Source organism: Nocardioides sp. REDSEA-S30_B4 (genome assembly GCF_001627265.1).
Taxonomy (GTDB): domain Bacteria; phylum Actinomycetota; class Actinomycetes; order Propionibacteriales; family Nocardioidaceae; genus Nocardioides.
The window spans coordinates 42,964-61,193 of record NZ_LUPI01000054.1 but is presented as its reverse complement, the minus strand read 5'-3'; the positions used below and the strand labels follow the sequence as shown (position 1 = coordinate 61,193).

Genomic DNA, 18,230 nt, shown 5'->3' with positions numbered 1-18,230 from the left:
GACGCTTCCGGTCGTTTCCAATCGTCCGAGAGGGGCCGAATCCGGCTGTCAGGAGTGATCATGGCGAGCATCCGAGAGCGGTCAGGTCCGCGTGGGACCACCTACGCCGTGCTGTTCCAGCGGGGCGACCGACAGACCTCGAAGACGTTCGCCGACCGCAAGGCAGCCGAGCGGTTCCGCAAGCTCGTGGAGGCCGTCGGAGGGGATGGCGCGCTCGAGCTGACCCGCGCCGAGAAGACAGCGGCCCGCACGGTAGACGACCTGGCGCGCGAGTGGCTGGAGTGGAAGCGCCGGGACATGACGGTCGAGGCCCACCGCGACTACGTCCGGCAGTACGAGAAGTGGATCGAGCCGACGTTCGGGCAGCGGGTCGCGGAGAACGTGACCGAGCGGGACGTGCAGCACTGGGTCGACAAGGTGCTCGCGCCGAAGTTGGGGGCCAAGACGGTCGGCGGCCGGCACGCGCTCCTACACGGGCTGTACCGATGGGCGTCAGCCAAGTCGCGCGGCTACGTCACGCACAACCCATGCAAGGAGACGGAGCTGCCGAAGAAGAAGAAGGCGGCGCTGCGTGGGCTGAGTGTCCCCGAGCTGCACGCCCTCCTGCGAGCCGCCGAAGCCACGGACAACCGCGACGCCGGAGATGTGGTGGCGCTGATGGCAGGAACCGGGTGGCGACTCGGGGAGGTGCTGGCACCACAGGTCGGCGACGTCGAGGTGACGCAGGCGGGGACGTTCCTGACCATGCGCCGGGTCTTCCGTCGCAGCGAGGGCGTGGTCGAGGGCGGCAAGACGGAGGCGGCGGCGCGGCGCATCCGGGTCCTCGAGCCAGCGGCGTCGAAGTTGGCGCAGCGCGTCATCGGCAAGGCGCCCACGGACCTGCTGTTCCCGAACCCGCACACCAGCAAGGCGTGGAACCCGACCGCGTTCCGGCGCAACGCCTGGGAGCCGATCGTGAAGGCTGCGGGCCTGGCGGACCGCAAGCCGACGCCGTACTGGCTGCGGCACACGCACGTCGCCCTCTGTCACGCCGCGGGATTCGACCTCGTGGAGATCCAGCGGCGCATCGGACACGAGGACATCAGGACGACGATCAACGTCTACGGACGCATGATCGATGGCATGAGCGACGAGTCCGCGCGGAACCTCGAGGCGTTGCTGAACCCGTCGGCGTCACTGGACGTGGTGCAGGGCGAGGTCGTCACCCCACCCGCCGCCGCGCCGCTGCCCGCGCCTCCCGCAACCTCCTGAGCCGCCCCACGATCTGCGGGTAGAAGGCCACCGCTTCGGGGTCGTCGAGGAGCCTGTCGACGCGCAGCCAGAACGTCGTGGCGTTCTCGCCGAGCTGCTCGAGTGCGTCGGTCTCGCGCTGGGCCGGGTAGCGGTAGGGCGTGCCGGCGAGGCGGAGGCGCATGTGGTCCTTGACGAGCATGGGTCGAGCCAAGCAGGGAGCGCCGACATTGTGACCGCCCACTGTCGGTGGACAGGAGTACCCTCAACACATAGAGCCCCCCGCCACCGGCCAGGGTGACGAGGGGCGACGGCGGCTGAAAGGAGCCACCATGAGCAAGACTACGACTGTGACCATCGCCTTCCTCCTGGCAAGGCTCGCGGAGGACGAGGCGGCAGCGCGTGAGGCGGGTGCCGACGCCATGACGGGCCACCGCTGGAAGCACGCGCCCGAGGACGTCTACGGAGAGTTGCAGCGGACGGTCCTCGCAAGTTCCGCCCGCATCCTCCGCGAGGTCGAGGCCAAGCGCCGGGTGGTGGAGGAGCACGCGCTCCACGTCGGGTATCAGTGGCCGGACAAGAATGCGGACTACTGCGCGGCCTGCGGAGTGCCTGACGAGTACCCCACGATCTGGCCCTGCCCAACCCTCCGAGCCCTCGCATCGGTGTACGCCGACCACGAGGACTTCGACGCGGGGTGGGCGCTGTGAGCGAGTCGACCGAGAAAGACCGGAAGTGGGAGGACCGTCCGACGTTCGCTCTGGACGCCGACGTAACCGTCTACTGGCCCGACGTGCGGCCCTGCTGGGAGGACAAGTGACGACCGAGAAAGAAGCGCACCGCCGAGTGAGTAACGGCCCCGACTCGCTGGATACATGCACCGGGTGCGGCTGGGAATCGTGGGACACCCTGCCCACCTTCGAGGAGCACTTGGTCCGCGTCATTCCGCCCGACCAGCCCTGACAACACAGAACGCCCCCGCCCTGCCGTAGCAGAGCGGGGGCGTAAGCCTGTGGCCTGATGTGGGCCGGTCATAAGCCTCAGAGCACGACGGTCACCAGCAGCGCGCAGTGGTCGGAGCCACCTTCGCCGAGCTCGATCACGTTGATGCGGCGCCGCTGGTTGAGGATGCACCAGTCGGGACGCTCGCCCTTGACCCTGCCGCCCACCTCGTCAGCGAGGCGTGCGGCAGCGTGGTAGTCGGCGTTGAGGTCGCCGTCGACGAGCGCGAGGCCGGGGCGTCGCAGGAACTTGAGCGCGGAGTCGTAGGACTCGGCCCAGGCGGCGGCGTTGGGGCGTGTGCGGGTGGGCCAGTGTTCGGCGCTGGTGCGGACTCGCTTGCCGGCGACGTCGAGCACGAGGCGGCGGTGTCGTCGCGGCCGGTGCCAGACGTTGTGCGAGACGACGACCCACGCGCGGTCCATGACGGCGGTCCACTGGCGCTTGACCTTGATCGCGCCCTTGCCGCGCCGTCGGATCAGCACGGCGGTGTCTCCGCGCTCGTCGGCGCGCAGTCGGCTGCCGCGCTCTTGGTAGAGCCGGAAGCCGTTGGTGCGCGCCCACTCACGCAGAGCCGGACGCGCGCCCTTGGCCTCGAGCAGCACGATCCGCTGAACATCGTTGTCGGACACCCAGCGGTCGACCCACTGCACGACGCGGCGCTGCTGGGTGGCGCTGTTGGCGTGCGCGTTCCACAGCAGCGTGGTCAGGGTGGGCATGGTCAGCCCAGGTGCTCGCTGTTGGTCAGCGACGGGCCGTCCTTGCTGCTGATGGCATCGGAGCCGACGCTGGTGAGGACCGACAGCACGAACCCGCCGAGCGCGAACCCGCCGACCTCGGGCCACGACACGGCCAGGGCGTCGAACTGGTCGGCACCGATGACGAGCACGGCGGACTGGGCGGCGGTCTTGATGGCCCGCTCGAGGGCGGCGGACCAGAAGGCGCGAGTGAACATCAGGACTCCTCGGTGTCGTTGTCGATGGCGGCCAGCAGTTCGGCGAGGTCGGCGCGGGTGGCGGACCCCTTCTGCACGAGCTTGGTGACCTTGCCGCGGATGGCGGCGTTCTGACGGCGGGCCTTGTCCTGGCCCTTGAGCAGCGCGTCGAGCTTCTTGTCGATGCCGTCGAGTTGGTCGGCGTACTGGGTCATGTCGTCCTCCTGGCGTTGCTTGGCCCACTCGATGCCCTGCCGCCAGGTGCGGCCGGAGAGTGGGCGGGGTCCGTCGTCGACGCCGCCAAGGCCACCGGAGCCGAGGCCGTTGCCGCCAGAGCGCACGGCGTCGATCTGGTAGCGGGCGGGGGCGTTGTGTGGGCAGCCGGTGAGGACGCCGTGCAGGTGGGGCGTGAAGCCCTGCGCGGCGGTGCGTGCCCAGGTGGCGTCGGCGCCCATCTGTCGGGCGATCCAGACGTCGAGGTCGCCGACGAGGTCGGAGATGTCGAACGCCCCGCCGTTGGAATGCGTCCCGGCCGACGCGCTGGCACCGCCGATGAGCTGGTAGATCCGCAGCGACCCGCTCAGCACGCCGAGGCGTTGCAGTTCGGCCTCGTAGACCGGCAGCCACTCAGCGAGGCAGGGGCAGGCCGGGTAGCCGCGGAACCACACGGTGTAGGTGGGCAGCGTCATGGTGCCTCCTGCAATCAGCCGCGCGAGGCGGCGTCGGATGGTCAGGGGCCGGGGGGAGCGGGCGGCCAAGCGGGGAACGCGGGGTCGTGCTGGCGGGCGGCGTCGAGTGCCTGCTCGTCCCATTCGCCGTGCTCGCCGCGGTCGGAGAGGAAGTGCAGGACGTCGCCGAGCTGGCGACGCAGGCCGTCCACGTCGGTCTTGAGCCCGACGATCTCCTTCTGCGCCTCCGACAGGTCGATGCGCAGGGCGGTGTTCTCCTTGGCGCGGTCCTCGGCGAGTTGCCGCACCGATGACAGGGTGTTGGTGAACGCCTCGGCGATGACCTCGGTGGCCTGGGCTTCCTTGAGCTTGGCCGAGGCGATGGTGTCGACGATCCCGGCGTCGGCGACGTGGGCCTCGGAGCGGAAGAACTTCACCCACGCCAGGACGCCGCCGGCACCGAGCAGGATGCTCAGGAGGCTGGTCAGGGTCAGCCACAGGGGACTCATGCGGCGCCCCTTCGTGTCGTGCGGCCGAGCTTGAACAGGCCGCGCAGGGTCCATGCGTGGACGCCGAGCAGGACGAACAGCACGCCGTAGACAGCCACCGGGTAGGGGCGCGCGGACTCCTGGGGGATGTGCTGCCAGGGCCACGCGAACGCCGGCGGATTGTCGGCGAGCACGAAGACGAAGGAGACCGCGATGGCGAGGTCCCACAGCATGAGCACGATGAGCCCGGCAGCCTCGGCGGGGATGGAGCGCGGGCGGCGGGTGAGGCCGCAGATCAGGAGTGCGCCGCCGATCAACCCACTCGCAGCGAACGCGGTGCGGGTCCAGAGTCCGAGGGTGGCCTCGACGTTGTAGGCGGCTCCGGTGAACAGCATCAGCAGTCCGACCGCGACGGCTCCGACGCCGTGGGTCCACAGCAGCCCGAGGCGGTTCTGCTGCGCCCACACGAACAGGCTGCCGGCCTCACGGTTCTCCTGCACGAGTTGGTCGGCTTGGATCTCGAGGTCGACGAGCGCCTTGACTAGTTCGTCGCGTGAGTCGGACATGGGGGCTCCTTGCGGGAGTCGTGGGGGATGCCACCTGCCGCGCCCCGACCGGGAGTAGAGAGGGCGCGGCAGGCAGCGTTTCGACGCCCCGCTGTGTGACCCGCAGCGGTGGGTCGGGGCGTCAGATCGTGGGGATGAGGCTCAACCCATTCCCGTCCACACAGGTAAATGGCGGGCTGCCAGGGCTCGCGGCCAGGCGTTCAGACCCTGGCGTACAGGTCAGGCGTGGATCGCCTGTTTCCGCAGGTCAGGCCCGGCGTACAGGTACTCCCGGATGGACTCGAACCATCAACTACCGGGGCTTGAGCCCGGCGCCTCTACCAGATTGGGCTACGAGAGCTTGAGCGTCGGGCCGGGGGAGTGAAGCTGCCACGCTGTCACCTGACCACGACCGGAGTCTGCTGAAGGAACACCAACCTGACCTGACCACCGGGCCCGACGCCCTCCGAGACTACGCGATGCGTGGCGGCTGTCGCTACGGCTCGCGCCGTGGCTTCACGTCCAGCCCCTGCTCCGAGAGCAGACGGACGGCCTCGGTGAGCCCGAGCTTCTCGTACAGCTCCTCGCGCTCACGCCGCGGCCGGTCCCACTCCTCGCGCTGCGCCTTGGTCGGCCACCCGCGCTCCCGACCCCACCGCTGCACGGTGTTGGTCGACAGGCCGGCGGCCTTCGCAGTCTCCGCGATCGAGCCCCCGCGCTTGAGCGCCTCGGCCACGGCCGTCTTGAGCTCCTCCTCGGCGGCCCGCAGCGCCTCCTGGGCGGCGTGGATGCGCTCCACGTCCTCCGGCCTGGGTGGGTGCTTGGTCTGCGGCACCCGTGCACCGTAGACCCGATCGGACGGTCGCGGGTATGTCCCTAGCGGCCGTCGCCAGGGCTACGAGGCGCGGCGATGATCGCCACGCTTTCCCGTCCACACAGGTTCAGGACGGGTGCCGTCGGTAGATGCCGACGGGTGGATCAGTCGGCTTCGCGCCGCTCCCGCAGGGCCTCGAAGGCGTCGCGGAGTCCGGGGTAGGCGGCGTACAGCCGCTCACGTGCTTCACGGGCGGGTGCGACGATCAGGTCGTCGTGGGTGGGGAGTCCCTGGCCCTTGCGCCACCGGAGGATGGTGGAGTCGCTGATCCCAGTCTCGCGGGAGATCTCGCGGATGGAGCCGCCGTGACGCATGGCCTCGATGACGGCCTGGGTGAGCTCCCACTCGGCGAGCTTCTTCATCTCCAGGGCGTGGCGGATGCGCTCGACGTCCTGGGGTCTGGGGATGCCTCGCTTCTGTGGCACCCGGGCACGGTATCCCGACGTTCGGGAAAAGGTGCCGTCAGCTTGACGGCGTTGCGGGCGTATAGCCGCGTCCGTCCGGGGCTGGCGTAGACCATCCGGGGCACGCGGGGAAGCACGCCACGCCCGCCGCGTGGTGGTGCGGCGCTGCGGGCGGAAGGACCGGATCGTCAGCGTCGACCTCGGCGTCCCCGATGTTGTCGAGGACGGCGACAGTCCATCCCGCTCGGGTGTGTCGGCCACCCTGCGGGAGATTGGTCATCCGGTCGGAGATGCAAGCCGATGCAGCGTGAACCGCCGCCCGCGCGAGACTCCGGTAGCGCGGCGCCGTGTACTCGTTGAAGTCCTCACCGTCCGCGCTGGCGACCGCCTCAGCGATGCGATCCAGTTCGCGCACATCCAAGGGGCTCCACCCATCCTCGGTCTCTTGCTGCTGGCTCATCGCTTGCCGTCCCTCATCTGGTAGACCCGCGCCCGGGAGACCCCGAGCGCCCCAGACACGTCCGCCGCCGAGAGGCCGCCGGTCAGGGACTCGCGCACCAGCCGTTGGAGGTCGTGCTTCGCCTGCCGCAGGTAGTCACTGTGGGCCTGCACGTTCTCGTGTGCGGCGACCAGCTCGTCCAAGAGGTCGGTCTGGATGGACCCCACTGCGTCGGACAGGACGACGACCGGGAAGCGCCCGTCTTCGTCGGGCTGCTCGTCGCTCTCGGCCAGGAAGTCCGCGAGGACTTGCTCAGGGAAGTCGAGAGCGGCGGCGAACTCGGCCACCGTGGCTCGCTGTGCGAGCAGTTCGTCTACGTTCACAGGACCATGAAAGCACCGCTTGACGATCCTGTAAAGGTGCCTTCACGATGACAGTCTTTCCCGTCCGTAGGGGTGTCCTACGACGTGGCGTTGCTGTGCGACCAGTCGTCCCACGCCTGCGCGTGGACGGCGCTGATGTTGAACACGCCGCTGTAGGTGCCCGAGTAGGCCGAGTCGGTGGCGGTGAGGATCTGGGTGCCGTTGCGCTTGACGGCGAGCGAGGAACCGTTCTTCACGATGGCGATGGCGTCGCCAGCCTGCGCTACACCCGTCGCGCTCTGAGCGAGAGTGGTGTAGGCCCCGGAGGCGGTCTGCTTGACGAGGGTCACTCGCCCCGAGGAGTCGGAGTAGACGAGGTATCCCTGGGTGCCCGCGCTGTTGAAGGCGATACAGACGCCGGTGTTCTGGAAGACGCTCATCGTCGCCTGCACGGTGCCGTCGGTCTGGCCGGTGTTGACGAGGAGCACCTGCTGGGAGCCGGAGACCGTGGTCATAGACAACTTGTTGCTGGCGATGGCCCAGGAGCCGCCCTGCGCGGCCCAGGCCAGTGAGCCGACGCTGGTTGAGCCGACCGGGCCGTCGCTGCGGTTGAAGTCGTCTGCCGCATGGACGGTCGGAGGGGCAGCGACGACGGCAGATGCGGTCGAGGAATAGGTGCCGGTCCCGACGGGGTTCTTGGCGGCCACTCGGAACTCGTAGGTGTTGGCGCTCAGGCCGGTAATGGTGGCTCCAGTGGCGCTCGCGGCAGCGTCGGGGGCGTCGAGCCAGGTGCCGGAACCGCTGACGCGGTACTGCACGGAGTAGCCGGTCAGGGTGGCCCCGCCGTCGGTGGCGCGAGTCCAGGTCAAGATGGCCTGTCCCTGGCCGCCGGTCGCGCCGAGGCCGGTGACCTGGCTGGGCGCGGTGGCTGAGCCTGTGGTGTACGCCGGGGTCGGTGGGATGTAGGTGCCTGCGTCGAGTCGGGTGACCGCGTTGACTCCCTGCTCGAACCCGTCGCCGAGGCGGGCGACGAGTTCGGTCTGCACGCGGTTGGCGGTGTAGAGGTTGCCGAGGTCGTTGAGGTGCAGCAGGTCGGGCAGCAGCATGGTCGCCGGGTCCCAGTCCTCGTCCACGTCGACCTGCACCACGTTGGCGAAGCCATCGGCCACGGCCGAGCAGTCGGCGCGGTAGCCGTCCAGGCGGGCCTGATAGGGGGCGTCCTTGACGTCACCGGGCTTGTTCCACACGATCAGCGGGGGCGCGGGCATCGGGACGATGACTCCGGCGACGGTGGCGGCGGCCGAGACGGACACGCGCACCGTGTGAGAGCCCGCGCTGTAGCCCGACAGCCGGACCACGCCATTGAAGGCGGTGCGGAAGTTGCCGGTGGAGAACGTGGCGACAGTGGCGCCCGTGGAGGTGTCGGTGATCGTGACGGTCGCACCGGAACCGGTGACACATCCGATGCGGATGAACGCCTCGGGGCCGGTCCAAGCGACATCAACGTAGCGACCTGCGGTGCCGTCGCTGGTGCCACTGGTCCAGCCGGGGCCGTAGAACAGCGACGCCGATCCGGTGCCCTGCACCGACCAGGCGGACAGGTTCGCCAGGATGGAACGCAGCGCCTCCTTGGTGGTGCGGCGCCCGTTGGTGTCGTCGGCGGAGAACTGGTTGACATCGTTGAGCATCACGTCGGCGATGAGGACCAGGCCGGTGACGTTCGGCGTCCAGGTGGACTCGATGCTGGCGAGGATCTCGTCGGCACGCTTGCCGGACTGCATGATCTTGGAGACCAACAGCATCCGATTGCGGGCGACCACCCGGTCGCAGAACAGCGTGCCGTCGCGCGTCGAGCCGCCTCCGCCGGACCACGAGTCGCCCTTGATCCATGTCGGCACGAGTTCCAACTGGTCCAACACCCGCGGGGCAATCGAGGCCGAAAGAGCGGAAGCCGTCTGGCTACCGGGGGTCTCGATGGCAGTCGCCATCGCCTCGTCAGCGTCGGCGATCACGATCGCCACGGCCTCGTCTCGAGCAGTCTCAGCGCCGGTCTTCGCAGCGACGGCTCCGGTCTCGGCAGCCTCGGCGCCGGCCCGGGCGGTCTCGGCAGCGGTCTGCGCAGCCTCAGCGTCGGTGACGGCAGTCTGGGCCGCCTGCACCTCGCGGGTCAGGTTCAGACCATTGACCTTGATGACTTCACTCATCCCGTGACTACCTCCGGACGCACGAAGACCCGCATCGGCAGGTCGTTGACGGTGTACCTGTTGGTCGGCGCGGCGGCCTGCCACACCTCGAGCCCGCCCAGATAGACGCGGGAGTTGTTGCCCAGCGAGTCAGCGGTCGCCGGGATGCCCTCGGTCACCGACGACGGCAGCTCGAGCAGGCAGTGGCCGTAGTCGTCGATCGTCAGCGTCCCGTCCGCGCCCGAGTCGGCGAAGGTGAACAGCAGCGTCCCGCCGATCCGGTCCCGCACCTCGAGCCGGCCCGTCCACGAGGAGTCCAGCGGGTAGCCGCCCTCGTCGATCAGGTCGAAGCCGCCCTCGAAGGTGCCGCCCCTGGTCAGGACGATCCTCACTGTCTTCATCACGCCTCCTGTGGCGGGTCGGGTGTGGCTGGCGCGTAGACCGGCTCGGGCAGCGGGTCGCCGAGGATGCCGGCGCGCAGGATCTCGAAGCCGTTGACCAGCTCGCCCGCCTCGGTGGTCGAGGCGATCGCCCGGAACGCGGCACGCCAGGCGAGGTCGGCGTCGTCGCGGCTGGAGAGCCACTCGCGGACCGCGAACTCGTCGGCGCCGGTCAGGGGCTCGGCGAACCACACGCCGTCACGGTCGATCCGCACGCACGCGACCTCGGTCAGGCCAGCGGCGTTGACGATGTCCACGTTCACCGACCGCACGAACGGCCCCGAGATCACCACCGCGCTCATGCGGCCTGCACCGCCCCAGCGCCAGGCATCGGGTTCAGCGCCGTGTGGATCGTGGGCACCGACGCGATGATGTCGGCCAACGTGCGAGGCACCAGACCCAACGGGTTCAGCGTGATCTCGCCCGAGCCGTCGGTGTAGTCCGTCGAGCCGATCACCACGTCGAACGCGCCGCCAGCGAAGCTCGACGGCGTCCGAGCGCCCAGGAATCGCACCATCTGACCCGCACGGATCGTCTGGAGCGCCACCCGGCCACCACCGACCGTCACGAGCTGGCGACTGTTCACCGTCACCCCACTCGTGAACGACAGGCGGGCGCCGAACTTGTCGAGGATGCCCTGCGCGATCCAGCCCGCCTCCGTGGCCGTCAACAGGCCGCGGTCGGTGATGTCGACGTACAGCGTTGACCTGTCGTAGACCGCCTCGGCGTCGGCGTTGATCTTCTCCGCCACCGCATACCCGTCAGGTACCGGAGGCGTGCCGGCGACGCTGGAGATGTAGCGGCACTGGACGCGGGTCGCGAAGTCCTCGTCGGCCCGCCCCAGCACGCCCACACCAGGCAGGATCGCCAGCGTCGGGGTGGTCGGGTCGGCCTCCCACCGCAGGATCCCATCCGCACGCACCGTCGCACGGACACTGTTCGCGGTGGCGTGCATCGCGATCAACGCACCGAGCTTCTGCGGCTCCTCGGCCGGCACCACGTTCGCGGGCGCGTCGCCCAGGTAGGTCAACGACAGCCCGTTCGCCGTCGCATACGTCAACGCGTCGTCCACGTCGTCGGTCACCGCGGTCCCGTCGAACGCCATGTAGCCGTCTGCCTGAGCCAGCAGGCCCGTTGCGTAGAGCTGCGAGGTGTCGTCGCCCGGCTCCGAGAGCCGGCCGACCCACACCCGCTGTAGGCCGTGGAAGACCTCGACGAGCGCGCCCCGCTTGAACGCTGGGTGCGTCATCGACGACGGGCGCCGCGACACAGTCCACTCCGCGCTCAGACAGCCACCATCGATGCCGTGACGCCACCGCAGCCCGCTCACGCGAGTGAACTCGTGGAGCAGCTGTCCCCCGACCCTGAGCCGCGCCATCTCAGGCCGCCGGGTCGGCCGGGTGGGTGTGCCAGGCCGCGTAGCCGGTGACGCTCACCAGAGCGTCTAGGGCGCCGGGGGTCACCGCGAACACGAGGTTCTCGCCCGCAACCATCCGGTGCTCGTCCCAGTTCGAAGGCACGCCAGAGGGCGACACTGCGTCGGCGCGGTCCTCCGCGGTCCCGATGTAGGCCGCCGGGTACTCCCTCTCGACTGACGGCGAGTCGAGCCACACCCGGCTGGCAGGGCCGCCGGCCGACGGTGTGCCCGTGCCGCACTGGATCTGCGACACGTGCGCGGACTCATCGTCGGGGAGGTAGAACAGCCACGCCTCGTCGATCGTCTCGCTGGAATCCGTGTCGATGGTGACCCGCACCAGGGCGCTGGAGGTCTCAGGGACCGACGCGGGGGGCAGCTCGAACGAGCCGAGGTTGACGTACCGGTAGGCCGTGTTCGAGGTCCGCGGAACCGACACCACCTCCGTCAAGGTCGGCGCCTGGGTCACGCCGTTGAGACGCGTGTTCGCTGTCGAGGTGAACACGGTGCGACCGATCGCCGACCCCGACAGCGACCGCACCACCAGCTGGAACGAGCCCCGCGGCAGCATCGCAGCCGGAACATCGAAGGTGACCAAGTTGGTCCACTTCCGCCCCGACACGTTGCCAGCCTCCGTGCTGCCCGACGAGGTCGCGAACGGCGACAGGGCAGGAACGTACCCAGCGGCCAGCGCGGGGGAGGTGTAGATCAGTACGTCGCCCAGCGCGTCGGTCTCGTGCGACAGCGACAGCGACACCGGTGTGCGAGCCGAGCCCGGCACGTTGACCGCCGTCACCTTCTGCCGCAGCGTCGTCGTGGTCGGTGCGACGTCGGACTTCTCGAGCTTGTCGACCTTGAACGACCCGGTCGTCGACGTTCCCACGATCGCAGCCATACGCGGCGACTTGATCCGGAACACATCCACCGACGCATCCGGGCACGCGAACGTCGACACGGCCTTGCCGGACGGGAGCCACTCGGTCGCCAGGCGCGCCAGAGACACCCCGTCAGCGAACACCGTCGGCCCCGGGTCGTTGGCGTACAGGCCGTCGGGGCGCCACGTCACCCGCAGATAGGGCCGACTGGTCATATCGACCGGCGACGCAGGCGCATAGATCAGCGACCCCGTGTCCACGAAGGTGCCAGCCTCGACCTCGACGGCGACCTCGCTACCCGACTGTCCGAACGTGCCGCCCACAGCAGACCAGCCGGTCGCCGACGTGGCGTCGTTGATCGTGGTCGTCGTCGTGCCCGTCGAGGTGACGCCGGTGACCGTGAACGGGTCGACCGAGCGGGCGAAGGGGAGGCAGCGGAACGTCAGCAGGTAGTTGCGGCGCCCGAGCTGGACCTCCTCGAGATCCCACATGTCGGTGTCGAGGAACTCCAGGTCGGCCCACAGCACGTCGAACACGCCCGTTGCGCCGAACCCGTCCGGCGGGGTCCACCGCAACTCGTTGCGCGGCTTCTGCGCCTCCAGGAACATCGCGGCCTCGTACTCGGCCAGCGCCAGGGAGTCAGACGACTCGATCGCGAGGATGACCTGCTGCTCGCGGTTGTCGTGCCGATCCAGCCGCTCGAACGAGCCGTCCTGAATCAGCGAGTCCACCACCGAAGTCACCGGAACGGGGCGACCGCGGCGCAGGCCGTAGACCCGCACCTGCACCTCGCCGATCTGAGCCCACGGGGACCAGTTCAGGTCGCCGAACTCCAGCCCATATGTCTCAGCCATCGACCCGGCCCAAAGTCGCGATCATGTGGCACGCTCCTTGCATGGCGAAAGTGGTCTTCGGTTCTCCGGGTCTTGGAAGCGCTTCCATCGACTTCGATGACGACCAGTTGCTTGCCGACTTCCTGGTCGACGTGCACGCGGCGTTCCAGTCGGACCGGCGTGGCTGCTGGGTCTACTTCGGCAGCGCTCCCGCCGCAGACGGTGAGCAGCCGACGACGCCGGGCTACGGCGTTCAGTGGGTTCCGGCTTCCACACCCATCCGCTTCGTCTTCGACAGGGACCTCGCGGAAGACTCTGATCTGCGGATGAACCTCGGAATGCTCTAGCCCGGTCGCCGCTGGCTCTGGCCGCGGCCGGCTGCGCCGTTAACGGCGTTGCCGACCGCGTCGCCCGTCTCGCGGGGCGCCTTGGCGAGAATCTTCTCGATGCGCTCGAGCCGACGATTGGTGTCGCGGTCCTCCTGGCGGATGGCCTGCACGATGTCGGTCTGCCTACGCACCTCGCGGGTCTGCTGGCGAATCTCCTGCCCCAGGACAGCGTTGCCAGCCAAGTCGCCGACAGCGCCGGCCACGCGGTCGCGCTTGTCGTACAACCGCTCGAACTGCTTGAGCTCGCGGCGGGACAACTCCAGCGCGCCCTCCAGCCCACCCTCGGACTCGATCGCGTACTGGAGCGCGTCGCCAGACAGGCCGCGCTTCCGCAGGCGCTGGATCATCTCCCGCTCCTCGCGCGCGCGAGCCAAGTCGGCACGCAAGATGTCGACCGGGGATTGGGTCTGCCCGTAGCCGAGAGACTGACCGATCGACCACTGAGCCCGCAGGAACGAAGCCTGCGCCTGCTCAGACATCTCAGCCCAGTTGTCGGGCCGGCTCATCGTGAACTGCGCGCTGTTGCCCTGGCCGAACAGGTCAGCGGTCTTGAGCCGCGCCTCAACCGTGGCCGCGATGCTGTCCCGCTCATCCCGCAGCGCCTCGAGCTTCCGCTTGCTGGCCTCGAGTTCCTGCTCCGACAGGTCGCTGGCCTTCTCCAGCGCCTTCGCCAACTTCGCCAGCGGACCCTTGCCCAGGCGCTCCATGTCAGCGCCCACAGCCGCGAGCTGCCGCAGCGTCAGGTTCGACAGGCGCACACCCAGCTCGTTGGCCGAGAGGAAGTCGCGGCCGATGCCGGACAAGGGGTTGTTCGGGCCGAAGCGAGGCCCTCCAGCGGTGCCACCGTCTGCGTAGCGATTGGCGTTGATCGCCTTCAGCAGCGAGCGGTGTCGGTCGGCCTGCCCGTAGCGATTGGAGATCACTTCCTCGCCGGGAGCGATGAAAGCGAGCACCTTGTCGCCGTAGGGTCGGCGAGGGCCAGGCACCGTCATGCCATCGGCGCCGGCCGGCACAGGACCCATGCCGCCGCCGTTGACCGTGCGACGAGTAACCCACACGTTCACATGCTCGTCAGGGATGTTCAGTTCGCGCTTGAGCCGGGCGATCTCGGCCAGCGCCTCGTCGATCTGCGCCTCAAGCTTGGTGATGTACTTCGGCTTGACGCCACCGACTTCCTTGACGAAGTCCTTGACCGCCCCCTGGCCCTTGTACCAAGCGCGATTGGCGCGCTCGATCTCGTCATCTGTGGCGTTCGCGAGCTGCCGCATTCGCAGAGCACCCTCGGAGCCGGCATCGCGCAGCGACTTGATGAGGCCCTCGTCGAGGCCATTCTTGGCCGCCTTGCGGGCGTTGCTCTGGAACTCCTGTAGGGCGCGGGCGTTCTTCTCCATCTCGGACAGCCACTCGCCGAGGGACTTCTCGGCATCGTTGAGTGACTCCCCGAGGTTGAAGAAGGTCTCGGCGACGCTGCGCGCGTCCTGCCGCTGCTCCTTCCAGTCCTGGCGCGCGGACTGGAGGGCGTTTCGCATCTTGTCGAGGGACCCGGTCGTCGTGTCGAGTTGGCCCGACAGTTCGCCATGAACCACGGCGGTCTCGTCAGCCTCGGAGCCGGCGTTGTCCAGAGCCGTGGCGTAGGAGTCGAACTGGCTCGCGGCCTCGTCTGCATCCACGCCCCGCTCGACGGCCGCGGCGATCAGTCGCTCGAAAGCGGCCGCCGCCATCTCGGCATTGCCGCCCTCCACCAGCGACGCAAGGGCCTGGTCCAGCGACTCAATGTTCTTCCCCGCCTTGTCGCGGGCGGTGTCGCCCAGCAGGCCGAAGCCGCTGGTCAACTCCAGCAGCGGCTCCTCGGCAGTGCGAAGTGCCGACGCCATGACCTCGATGTCGTAGCCCACCGACTCGAAGTCGGCGACATCGGCGCCGCGCGCCCATGCCTCAAGGTTTCGTGCGAGGTCGGCGCTCTCGAGCGAGTTGCCGAGGGTGTTGACGGCCTCGTTCACGAGCATGATGCCCGCCACGACGCCCGCGAACTTGAACGCAGTCCCGATCCGACCGCCCGCTGCGGTCGCCGAGTTGCCAGTCTGCTGGAACGCTCGATCGGTGAGGAACAGCGCGTCGCCGAGCTTGCTCACCATCGGCGTCACGACCGACGCCGCACGGTTGAACGCCACGAACGCCGCGGCAGCCGTCAGCAGCGAACTGCCGATCGGAGTGCCAGCGATCGAGGCGAAGACGTCGAGAACCTTCGTCAGGATCGGGAGGACGGCCTGACCGTAGGGAGCGGCCGCCTCGACCACCGACGCGAGAGCGTCTACGAACGAGCCCAGGAAGTCGACCGCGGCCGGTCCGTTCTGCCGAATGTAGGAGAGGAACTCCTGAAAGGAGTCGTTGTCCTGCAAGCCGCGGGACCACTCGGCGAACGATCGGGTCATGGACTCCATGCCGGACGAGAAGTCCTCGGTGGCAGGCGCGAACGCCACCATCATGTTCGCGAGGCCCTCGGCGATGTAGCCCAAGGAGTTGCCGAACTCGGTCAGAAGTGGACCGGCCTCGTTGTCGAGGTACTCGAAGAAGGCGTCGAAACGTTCACCGCCGAGGGCGTCGCCGGCACGGGCTGACAGGTCGCCCAGAGCCTCCGCGAGGTCGCTCACGATGTTGTTGAGTTGAGTGCCGCGAGCGAGGAAGTCCTCGATGCCGTCGGCCAAGCCAGGGAGGAACCCCTCGCGCGCGAGCATCTGCATCTCGCGGAGCTGCGGGGTGATCGACTCGAGGAAGACGACGAAGTCAGCGCCCGCGGGACCGAGCTTCGCGAACTCCTCCTGAACCTTCGCCAGGTTCTCCGCCGACGGCTCGAGCTGGTACTCGTTGAGCGCGTCGAGAGCGTCGCCGACGCCGTTGAGCGCGCCGATGGCGACGCCGATACCGCCCGCGAGCGCGCCGAACTGCGCGGCAAGACCCGCGACCGCGACGATGGCGCCGCCGCCGAGAGGGACCAGCGCGGGCCCGAGGGTCAGCGCCACGTCGGTCAGCAGGCGCAGCCGGCCAGTCAGTTGGTTGATCGACCGGTCAGCCTCGCGCGAGGAGCGCGAGACCTGACGAACCTCGCCGTCGAGGCCGTCCATGCTCCCGCGAGAACGCGTCGAGGTCCCGTCGAGGTCTCGCAGCGACCGCTCGAACGCCTTCGTCGCCACAGCAGCCTGGGCGATCCCCCGAGAGAAGTTGTCTTCCAGTTCGAGGACGACGCGCTCGCGGCGAGTAACCATCGACTAGCCCCCTGACATGGAAGTAAAGTGCTGGGATGTTCATCGGGGACGGCAAGTGGCGCGGCGAGGGCGAGCGCGAAGAAGCGCGGACGCCAATCGAGATCGTCGGCGTACTACTGATGTTCCTCGTACTGCTCGGCATCCTCGTCGCGGTCAGCAGAAGCCTCTGACCCCAGCAGCGCGTCCCACGAGCCGTCGTCGTAGTCCGCGACAGTGAGCGTCACGCCGTCGTCGCGATGGAAGCGGAACTCTTCACTCGGCTCCTTGGACCAGCGCCGGAATGACCCGTCGTGGTACTCGCCGCCGTGCATGTCCCGCCATGAACGCATGAGCGCCGCGCGCTGCATGGTGGCGTAGCAGACCTGCACCGAGGGGTAGAAGTCGCGCTCCGCGTCACTGCACTCGGAGAGCGGGCGTCCGCACTGGCGGCAAGCAGTCCTGTCCAGTTCCCAGTCGGCGACCCAGAAGTCGCGCTCATCCTCGGGGAGCCGGTACCACTCCTCAGAGGTCAGCCCAAGCGAGCGGGCGAGCTCGAGGTCTCGGCGGAGGAATGGGTGCCGGCCGAGAACTTCACGTCTTTTGGGTCCGCACCCGGCGTCCTGTTGAGCATGTACGCGGCCGTGAACAACTTCTCGAAATCCCCGTCTGAGACGGCGTCGAGGAAGGCGGTCAGGTTGGCCCGATTCATCTCCGGCTCGGTGACCGACTCCAGCAGCAGGGCCTCGGGGAACGTGTCCTCGTTGTAGCCGACGCGCTCGTCGTCCTCGTTGCCCTCGCGGGGGGCGTGCTCGACGAGGAGCGCGCGGAACGCCTTGCGGCCCACCTGGGTCAGCCGCACGATCACCGCGCGCTCGGCTGCCTCGTCGGCGGCAGCGTCGTAGGCATCGCGAGCCGTCTGGGCCTCGGCGTCGTCGTCGCCGACGCGCAGAGCGGTTCCAGCAGCCCGGCGCTGTGCCAACTCTGCTGCGCGGTAGAGCTCTGCCAGGTGCTCGAGGTCGTCGCCGTGGTAGATCGCGACCGTGGCTGTTCGTGGGGTGATGGTGGTCATGCGGGTACTCCTCGACAGATCGACAGGCTTCGACAGGTGGTGAGTCGGGGCGGGCGGGCTGTCGAACCCCACCCGCCCCGACGTCTCAGGTGAGGACGGCGGTGTTCATCCGCTTGGGGCCGGTGATCGCGACCGACTGCGTGATGGCGACCTCGGCGGCCTCCGCGTCACCCTCGGTGGTCTCCTGCTGGGGACCGAACTCGACGGGGTACACGGTGACGAACTGGTCGGCCGCGATGTCGGTGTCGCGGTCGATGCCCAGGCGGCACACGAGGAAGCCGGTCGTGCCCTCGGGGAACTTCTCGAACGCCTTCTTGCCGTCCGACAGGGCAGCGCCCTGCGGGTTGAAGGCGTAGCGGAGCTCGCCGAGGGTGAGCTGCGACTCCCCGATGAACTCGTAGGTGTTCGCGTCACCGAGCCGGCGCGTGGTGCGCGCGACGTTGGTCGACTGCGAGGGACGGGCGGCGCTGGCGAAGATCATGTTCGTGACGTCCAGCGCGGAAGCGCCGGTCGCCTCGGCAACGGTCGGACCTGCGGCACCCGAGATCGCGGGGACGAAGATCCACTTCTCGCGCAGGTACGCCTTGGTCGCTGCGGGGCGAAGAGGTGCGGCCATCGTTCTACTCCTTGGTGGTGTTGTCGGTGGCCTTCTGGCCCTCGGTGGTGCTCGACAGGGGCTTGGTGGCGTTGAACTCCGGGGGGAGCGGGTCGCCATTGGCGTCGACCGGGGACTCCTTGAGCCGCCGGTAGTTCCCGTGCGGGATCTCGGAAGCGAGTACCGACCGCTTGTGGCCGGTGTCGGTGTCGGTGACGCGGACGTACTCGGGCATGGAGCCCTCCTT

The 18,230-nt window shown here is 68.8% G+C and carries 23 protein-coding genes and 1 tRNA gene; 3 read left to right on the top strand and 21 right to left on the bottom strand.

The window, feature by feature from the left end; all coding sequences use genetic code 11:
• The first annotated feature begins 60 nt into the window (after window positions 1-60).
• Window positions 61-1,251, top strand: coding sequence for a tyrosine-type recombinase/integrase (locus A6R01_RS11620; protein ID WP_292606011.1), 1,191 nt, complete (start codon window positions 61-63; stop codon window positions 1,249-1,251).
• Here A6R01_RS11620 and A6R01_RS11615 read toward each other — a convergent pair.
• Window positions 1,202-1,432 (bottom strand): DUF3263 domain-containing protein, encoded by a 231-nt coding sequence (locus A6R01_RS11615; protein ID WP_292606010.1) that lies wholly within the window; start codon window positions 1,430-1,432, stop codon window positions 1,202-1,204. The genes A6R01_RS11620 and A6R01_RS11615 overlap by 50 nt on opposite strands.
• A 130-nt stretch (window positions 1,433-1,562) precedes the next feature.
• Between A6R01_RS11615 and A6R01_RS11610 the strand changes: the two genes are divergently transcribed.
• The gene (locus A6R01_RS11610; RefSeq protein ID WP_292606008.1) at window positions 1,563-1,940 is read left to right on the top strand and encodes a DUF6221 family protein; all 378 of its coding nucleotides are present in this window, start codon (window positions 1,563-1,565) and stop codon (window positions 1,938-1,940) included.
• Window positions 1,941-2,270: 330 nt separating this feature from the next.
• Here the strand turns inward: A6R01_RS11610 and A6R01_RS11605 are convergent, their stop codons facing one another.
• The 15 genes from A6R01_RS11605 to A6R01_RS11535 all read right to left on the bottom strand — a co-directional run bounded on the left by A6R01_RS11605 (window position 2,271) and on the right by A6R01_RS11535 (window position 12,643).
• Entirely contained in the window at window positions 2,271-2,948 is a 678-nt protein-coding gene (locus A6R01_RS11605; RefSeq protein ID WP_292606006.1) for a hypothetical protein, read from the bottom strand.
• Between the two features lie 2 nt (window positions 2,949-2,950).
• Window positions 2,951-3,184 carry a holin gene (locus A6R01_RS11600; RefSeq protein WP_292606003.1) on the bottom strand — a complete coding sequence of 78 codons (234 nt, stop codon included), beginning with the start codon at window positions 3,182-3,184 and terminating at the stop codon, window positions 2,951-2,953.
• Window positions 3,184-3,852: a hypothetical protein gene (locus A6R01_RS11595; RefSeq protein ID WP_292606002.1), complete on the bottom strand. Its 669-nt coding sequence runs from the start codon at window positions 3,850-3,852 to the stop codon at window positions 3,184-3,186. The genes A6R01_RS11600 and A6R01_RS11595 overlap by 1 nt, the downstream gene beginning before the upstream one ends.
• Window positions 3,853-3,893: 41 nt before the next feature.
• Window positions 3,894-4,340, bottom strand: a complete 447-nt coding sequence (locus A6R01_RS11590) for a hypothetical protein (protein WP_292606000.1) — start codon at window positions 4,338-4,340, stop codon at window positions 3,894-3,896.
• Complete coding sequence (locus tag A6R01_RS11585; protein ID WP_292605998.1) at window positions 4,337-4,885, bottom strand: hypothetical protein; 549 nt, start codon at window positions 4,883-4,885, stop codon at window positions 4,337-4,339. The genes A6R01_RS11590 and A6R01_RS11585 overlap by 4 nt, the downstream gene beginning before the upstream one ends.
• 265 nt (window positions 4,886-5,150) lie before the next feature.
• Window positions 5,151-5,225, bottom strand: a tRNA-Leu gene (locus A6R01_RS11580).
• Between the two features lie 135 nt (window positions 5,226-5,360).
• A complete protein-coding gene (locus A6R01_RS11575; protein WP_292605996.1) occupies window positions 5,361-5,699 on the bottom strand; it encodes a hypothetical protein in 339 nt (112 codons plus the stop codon).
• 143 nt (window positions 5,700-5,842) lie between these two features.
• A complete protein-coding gene (locus A6R01_RS11570) occupies window positions 5,843-6,163 on the bottom strand; it encodes a helix-turn-helix domain-containing protein (RefSeq protein WP_292605994.1) in 321 nt (106 codons plus the stop codon).
• 37 nt (window positions 6,164-6,200) lie between these two features.
• A complete protein-coding gene (locus tag A6R01_RS11565) occupies window positions 6,201-6,602 on the bottom strand; it encodes a hypothetical protein (protein WP_292605992.1) in 402 nt (133 codons plus the stop codon).
• The gene (locus A6R01_RS11560; RefSeq protein ID WP_292605991.1) at window positions 6,599-6,964 is read right to left on the bottom strand and encodes a hypothetical protein; all 366 of its coding nucleotides are present in this window, start codon (window positions 6,962-6,964) and stop codon (window positions 6,599-6,601) included. Before A6R01_RS11560 ends, A6R01_RS11565 begins: the two co-directional genes overlap by 4 nt.
• Before the next feature lie 77 nt (window positions 6,965-7,041).
• The gene (locus A6R01_RS11555) at window positions 7,042-9,147 is read right to left on the bottom strand and encodes a fibronectin type III domain-containing protein (RefSeq protein ID WP_292605989.1); all 2,106 of its coding nucleotides are present in this window, start codon (window positions 9,145-9,147) and stop codon (window positions 7,042-7,044) included.
• Complete coding sequence (locus A6R01_RS11550; protein WP_292605987.1) at window positions 9,144-9,527, bottom strand: hypothetical protein; 384 nt, start codon at window positions 9,525-9,527, stop codon at window positions 9,144-9,146. The genes A6R01_RS11555 and A6R01_RS11550 overlap by 4 nt, the downstream gene beginning before the upstream one ends.
• Window positions 9,527-9,868 (bottom strand): hypothetical protein, encoded by a 342-nt coding sequence (locus A6R01_RS11545; protein ID WP_292605985.1) that lies wholly within the window; start codon window positions 9,866-9,868, stop codon window positions 9,527-9,529. Before A6R01_RS11545 ends, A6R01_RS11550 begins: the two co-directional genes overlap by 1 nt.
• Window positions 9,865-10,896, bottom strand: coding sequence for a hypothetical protein (locus A6R01_RS11540; RefSeq protein WP_292605983.1), 1,032 nt, complete (start codon window positions 10,894-10,896; stop codon window positions 9,865-9,867). Before A6R01_RS11540 ends, A6R01_RS11545 begins: the two co-directional genes overlap by 4 nt.
• Before the next feature lie 49 nt (window positions 10,897-10,945).
• Window positions 10,946-12,643 (bottom strand): hypothetical protein, encoded by a 1,698-nt coding sequence (locus A6R01_RS11535; protein ID WP_292605981.1) that lies wholly within the window; start codon window positions 12,641-12,643, stop codon window positions 10,946-10,948.
• Window positions 12,644-12,750: 107 nt separating this feature from the next.
• Here A6R01_RS11535 and A6R01_RS11530 point away from each other — a divergent pair, with 107 nt between their 5' ends.
• Window positions 12,751-13,035 (top strand): hypothetical protein, encoded by a 285-nt coding sequence (locus A6R01_RS11530; RefSeq protein ID WP_292605979.1) that lies wholly within the window; start codon window positions 12,751-12,753, stop codon window positions 13,033-13,035.
• Here A6R01_RS11530 and A6R01_RS11525 read toward each other — a convergent pair.
• The 5 genes from A6R01_RS11525 to A6R01_RS11505 all read right to left on the bottom strand — a co-directional run bounded on the left by A6R01_RS11525 (window position 13,032) and on the right by A6R01_RS11505 (window position 18,218).
• Window positions 13,032-16,340 carry a hypothetical protein gene (locus A6R01_RS11525; protein WP_292605977.1) on the bottom strand — a complete coding sequence of 1,103 codons (3,309 nt, stop codon included), beginning with the start codon at window positions 16,338-16,340 and terminating at the stop codon, window positions 13,032-13,034. The two genes, A6R01_RS11530 and A6R01_RS11525, sit on opposite strands and share 4 nt — an antisense overlap.
• Before the next feature lie 113 nt (window positions 16,341-16,453).
• Window positions 16,454-16,708, bottom strand: coding sequence for a hypothetical protein (locus A6R01_RS11520; RefSeq protein ID WP_292605975.1), 255 nt, complete (start codon window positions 16,706-16,708; stop codon window positions 16,454-16,456).
• Between the two features lie 140 nt (window positions 16,709-16,848).
• Window positions 16,849-17,388 carry a hypothetical protein gene (locus A6R01_RS11515; protein WP_292605973.1) on the bottom strand — a complete coding sequence of 180 codons (540 nt, stop codon included), beginning with the start codon at window positions 17,386-17,388 and terminating at the stop codon, window positions 16,849-16,851.
• Between the two features lie 85 nt (window positions 17,389-17,473).
• Window positions 17,474-18,004: a hypothetical protein gene (locus A6R01_RS11510; RefSeq protein WP_292605972.1), complete on the bottom strand. Its 531-nt coding sequence runs from the start codon at window positions 18,002-18,004 to the stop codon at window positions 17,474-17,476.
• Window positions 18,005-18,008: 4 nt separating this feature from the next.
• The gene (locus A6R01_RS11505; RefSeq protein ID WP_292605970.1) at window positions 18,009-18,218 is read right to left on the bottom strand and encodes a hypothetical protein; all 210 of its coding nucleotides are present in this window, start codon (window positions 18,216-18,218) and stop codon (window positions 18,009-18,011) included.
• Window positions 18,219-18,230: the final 12 nt, after the last annotated feature.

Bases quoted from the DNA above. Each gene is read 5' to 3' on its own strand.
- A6R01_RS11615 (WP_292606010.1), bottom strand. From the start codon at position 1,432: ATGCTCGTCAAGGACCACATGCGCCTCCGCCTCGCCGGCACGCCCTAC.
- A6R01_RS11585 (WP_292605998.1), bottom strand. From the start codon at position 4,885: ATGTCCGACTCACGCGACGAACTAGTCAAGGCGCTCGTCGACCTCGAG.
- A6R01_RS11530 (WP_292605979.1), top strand. From the start codon at position 12,751: ATGGCGAAAGTGGTCTTCGGTTCTCCGGGTCTTGGAAGCGCTTCCATC.
- A6R01_RS11515 (WP_292605973.1), bottom strand. From the start codon at position 17,388: ATGACCACCATCACCCCACGAACAGCCACGGTCGCGATCTACCACGGC.
- A6R01_RS11590 (WP_292606000.1), bottom strand. From the start codon at position 4,340: ATGAGTCCCCTGTGGCTGACCCTGACCAGCCTCCTGAGCATCCTGCTC.
- A6R01_RS11600 (WP_292606003.1), bottom strand. From the start codon at position 3,184: ATGTTCACTCGCGCCTTCTGGTCCGCCGCCCTCGAGCGGGCCATCAAG.
- A6R01_RS11545 (WP_292605985.1), bottom strand. From the start codon at position 9,868: ATGAGCGCGGTGGTGATCTCGGGGCCGTTCGTGCGGTCGGTGAACGTG.
- A6R01_RS11510 (WP_292605972.1), bottom strand. From the start codon at position 18,004: ATGGCCGCACCTCTTCGCCCCGCAGCGACCAAGGCGTACCTGCGCGAG.
- A6R01_RS11610 (WP_292606008.1), top strand. From the start codon at position 1,563: ATGAGCAAGACTACGACTGTGACCATCGCCTTCCTCCTGGCAAGGCTC.
- A6R01_RS11595 (WP_292606002.1), bottom strand. From the start codon at position 3,852: ATGACGCTGCCCACCTACACCGTGTGGTTCCGCGGCTACCCGGCCTGC.
- A6R01_RS11525 (WP_292605977.1), bottom strand. From the start codon at position 16,340: ATGGTTACTCGCCGCGAGCGCGTCGTCCTCGAACTGGAAGACAACTTC.
- A6R01_RS11620 (WP_292606011.1), top strand. From the start codon at position 61: ATGGCGAGCATCCGAGAGCGGTCAGGTCCGCGTGGGACCACCTACGCC.
- A6R01_RS11505 (WP_292605970.1), bottom strand. From the start codon at position 18,218: ATGCCCGAGTACGTCCGCGTCACCGACACCGACACCGGCCACAAGCGG.
- A6R01_RS11555 (WP_292605989.1), bottom strand. From the start codon at position 9,147: ATGAGTGAAGTCATCAAGGTCAATGGTCTGAACCTGACCCGCGAGGTG.
- A6R01_RS11550 (WP_292605987.1), bottom strand. From the start codon at position 9,527: ATGAAGACAGTGAGGATCGTCCTGACCAGGGGCGGCACCTTCGAGGGC.
- A6R01_RS11605 (WP_292606006.1), bottom strand. From the start codon at position 2,948: ATGCCCACCCTGACCACGCTGCTGTGGAACGCGCACGCCAACAGCGCC.
- A6R01_RS11565 (WP_292605992.1), bottom strand. From the start codon at position 6,602: ATGAGCCAGCAGCAAGAGACCGAGGATGGGTGGAGCCCCTTGGATGTG.